The 3570-nt window shown below is 58.2% G+C and carries 2 protein-coding genes; both read left to right on the plus strand.

Features of this window, described 5'->3' with window-relative positions; genetic code table 11:
- The first annotated feature begins 734 nt into the window (after nucleotides 1-734).
- The gene (locus AC0L3S_RS38825) at nucleotides 735-902 is read left to right on the plus strand and encodes a hypothetical protein (protein ID WP_473285202.1); all 168 of its coding nucleotides are present in this window, start codon (nucleotides 735-737) and stop codon (nucleotides 900-902) included.
- Nucleotides 903-1632: 730 nt separating this feature from the next.
- The gene (locus AC0L3S_RS38830; protein ID WP_473285204.1) at nucleotides 1633-2268 is read left to right on the plus strand and encodes a hypothetical protein; all 636 of its coding nucleotides are present in this window, start codon (nucleotides 1633-1635) and stop codon (nucleotides 2266-2268) included.
- The last annotated feature ends 1302 nt before the right edge of the window (nucleotides 2269-3570 follow it).

Consider the following 3570-nt stretch of genomic DNA (forward strand, 5'->3'; position numbering starts at 1 on the left):
CTGATCGAGCTCATCAAGTTCTATAAAGAGAACCCTGGACTACTCAGGCGGTAGCCCTGCGGCCTACGCCGAATGGAATACCTTAAAACGAGCCGCAGAACGATTGCAGCCAACCACCACCACGTGGCTGCTAATGGCCTTTCCGTCGGCGTTTGAGGCTGCACCGTCCTTTCAGGCGAGCTCCCAGGAGCAGGAGAATTGCGCGGAGCGTGCCGAGGCTCTTAATCTTTTCTTGAAAGTTTTGAGCAGGCGAAGCGTGTCGCGTGAATCTTTGAGAATTCCATGGGCGCCAAGGCAAGCGAAGGCCGCAGCAGGGGGATACTGCTGCGGCCCAGCGCCGTCAAAAAAATCCGGGTGGAAAAGATCTAAGTCGATACGAAGCCAGCCCTGGTGAATCGATCATACCGGGCCATTGGGCAAGGGAAATATGACCCACATCAAAAATCAAAATAGTTATGAATTTGAACCATCTATGCTGAGGGAGAGCGCCGCCGGGGCTGGCTAGCTGGCGGGCTCTCACCCCGAGCACAAGGCCGCGTATGTCCCCCACGGCCCCGTCCCAAGCGACACGCTACGCAGCCGCCGCTAACAAAGTGTAAACCTAGTTCCGTTCATATTCTTCGGTCGCAATGGTGAACTCGCTGCGACCTTCGGCTGGAAGCCCGCTAGCTAACGCACCTGGCGGGCTTTCTTCCTTTTCGAACCAGTCTGATGAACCATCAAGCATTGCCTGCATGAAGAGAAACGACAAACCCAGAAAGTGGACCGATGCAGAGGTGCAACTCCTGCTCGAGCTGTCGCGCGAAGGCGCTGGCGCGGTTCAAATTGCGAGCGCGTTGGATAGATACATTTCATCAGTGAAGCGTGCAGCGGAAAACTTCGGCCTTCAACTGCGGGCTTAAAGGGCTGGTGACCTAGCATTCCCGGCGCTCTATTCCGCAATTGGATCGGTTGCCGGGAGCACCGGGGCGCTGGAAGCCAAGCGACAACGCTGAAGGACATCGTGTACAGAGCGTTTGCCAATAGAAGCCGTTCTAATTCCACCCAGGGCGCTCACTGTGGGGTAGGTGGCGGAGGACTAGCGGTTTGCGCTACAATACCAGTATTCGAATCCCCCAAATCCTGCACAGCCTTGTTCATCGCAGGATCGGTGACGTAGCCGCTAGCGGGGGAGGACGAGCCGTTGTTCTCATTCCTATCGGGATTGCCCAGCCGATTTCCCGTGGTTTGGTGGTTGAGACCGTTGCTGGTGTAAGGTCCGGGCGAACCACCAGTACCGTTCACCGTGCCACTGCTCGACATAGAGCGGGCCGCTGTGCCCGAGCCTGTACCTCCTCCCGAAACCCACCTGAACCACCTCCGCCACCTTGCGTCAGCGCCGAGGTGCTGGTCAAAATGAACGCCGCCATCCAGGCAAGTCTGAAAGTTCATGCAAAGGAACAACGCCTCAGTTCGATCCCGTTCCAAATAGAATCACCCAAGAAGAACAGGCGCCAAAGCCAGATTGTTTGGGAGGGGGCCACGACTGGATTAGTGCAACTAGCGCAGGCGGCATGCGCTTCCGCCGAGCAGCTAGTACGGCCAGATGCTCTCGTACAGCTGAACTGAGGGTGTCTAACTGGGAGAAGACGAATGCCTCTGATGCGTCACCTCATTGTTGAAGGTTCGAGCTCCAGTGTCGATAACGGCGGGGCAAGGACGATATCGTATCACACCCTCTACCTACCAAACGCTATCCATGAGACCAGTCAGCAATGCTTTGCGACGGATGGTGCACTTCTTGCAGATATGCTAGGCCGACAATCGTCAGTGATCGCGGCATTCAAAGATGCCCAAACATCCTGTTCGTTCAGGCGGGACCAAACGATCTTCGTTCGACTGACGCTTCAGCGTGGCTTGCAGCGTTTGCTGGGTATTGCCGACCATTGTGGCTCCGTCGATCATCGGTCCTTCTACATCGATGACGTCGGTGCAATCTGCTCGGCCGCTGCAGAGCGCATTCTCCGAGCTCGACGTTGCCCAAAACCGATCACTCCGAAATCAGGCGGCGAGGTCTTGAAGCCGAAGCATGCTGCAAAAGGAGAATCTGCGAAAAAAATCTCTAGCCGTCGAGCAGCGAGACCGTTGAATATTATTCCCGTACCCGCAACGGGAGCGCAGGTTGCGGCGCCTGATACAAGACTGTCGTTACTGGAAACACTCAAGAAGCGGCTAGGGCAGATTGCTTTTCAAGCTGAACTGATGACGGGTGCTGGCTATAGGTTATAGGACCTCGGCGATCGCCATTCACGGCGGAGGCGCCCCCGGCTCGATTGACCGTCCCCATAAATAGTCTCTGAAAATGGCATCCGGCAGCAAATCGGCCTGCGGCGTCACCCGGGCGGCTGGAGCAAGCCCGCACAAAAAGCGGCATTAGTCCGAAAGTCGAATAGCATCTCGTCATCCGGCTCGCGGAAGCAGCAAAACCCCGCCCGCTTAGGCCCCCTTATTGGAAGGGTGCCTTGTCGTAGAGCGGCTGAGATAGACGTCGCGATCGGCGGGCACGATCGACGGCCAGGGAATTGCGCCTACTGCAATACTACTGATCGTGGAAAGTGCCCCGGATCGGGCGCTTGGGTTAGCGCGGTGGCCGCTTTAGGTCGTCGGAAAGCCGTTGCAGAATTGCAGAATGCGCTAGGGCGGTTCTCCGTCGTGCTCACAAGGAGGCCTCTGACCGCAGGAACAGTGGAGGGAAGGTAACCCTCGGCCGCAGGTCTCGGCGCCTGAGGTCGCTTTTTGCGAGCCGCCAGCGTCGACCTGATTCACATAGTGAAATGCAGATGCGGGTGAGAATGCGGCAACGTCCAGGTGCCGCGGCCTTGAGGCTGGCAGGTTTCTCCGACGTGCTCCTCCCCGGTGCCGCCGGCTCTTGAAGTTGCGCCCGACGGGACGGCGCCCCGCCGCTTCGGACTGCTGGTTGAGTGGTGCCGTCCCGGACCTGGCGATGGATCTCTCCATCGCAGGCGCGCGCCCTGCGCCAGTATTCATATGGCGCTGGGCAGATCCGGCCAATCCCTCGACCGTCGTTGCCGCCCGCGTCTCTCCGAATCGCTCCGGCCCGCTACGGCTGCACCGGGCTGGTGGGCTCTCGTCCCCCTCAGGATCGGGCACTGCAGCTCCTCAAGCGTTCTCAGTCCACGCGTGACGACATTGACGGCAGCGAGCGCCTGTCCGTCGTGTCAGGCGGAATACACAGTCAGGCCTGGTGAGGCGCACAACTAGAATATCTCGGCTGTTACGAAAATAGGAACGAGGTCTCCGCTTTCACATTCCTTCCGAAGTGAGTTCTGGACCTCGTTTTCTTGAGCTTCACCCTGGATGAGAAGGGTCGCGGGGACGGGCTAGATCAGTCCGCCGCCTTCGAATTGGATTCTCCGTGGAGTGACAGTGCCCGGACGCGCGGGAAAGCTCGCCACACTAAGGTGGCGCCCACCTTCAGGCTCGATGGAATTCCTGAGCTGCTGCCGGTTTGATGGACACCGAGATTGGGTGTTTTATCAAGCCGGAGGTGGTCATGCAGAGACGGAAGTT

The sequence above is a fragment of the Bradyrhizobium sp. Ken01 genome, assembly GCF_055807355.1.

What these genes read in the sequence shown, in the direction of transcription:
- AC0L3S_RS38825 (WP_473285202.1), top strand. Translation starts at nt 735, where the DNA reads ATGAAGAGAAACGACAAACCCAGAAAGTGGACCGATGCAGAGGTGCAA.
- AC0L3S_RS38830 (WP_473285204.1), top strand. Translation starts at nt 1,633, where the DNA reads ATGCCTCTGATGCGTCACCTCATTGTTGAAGGTTCGAGCTCCAGTGTC.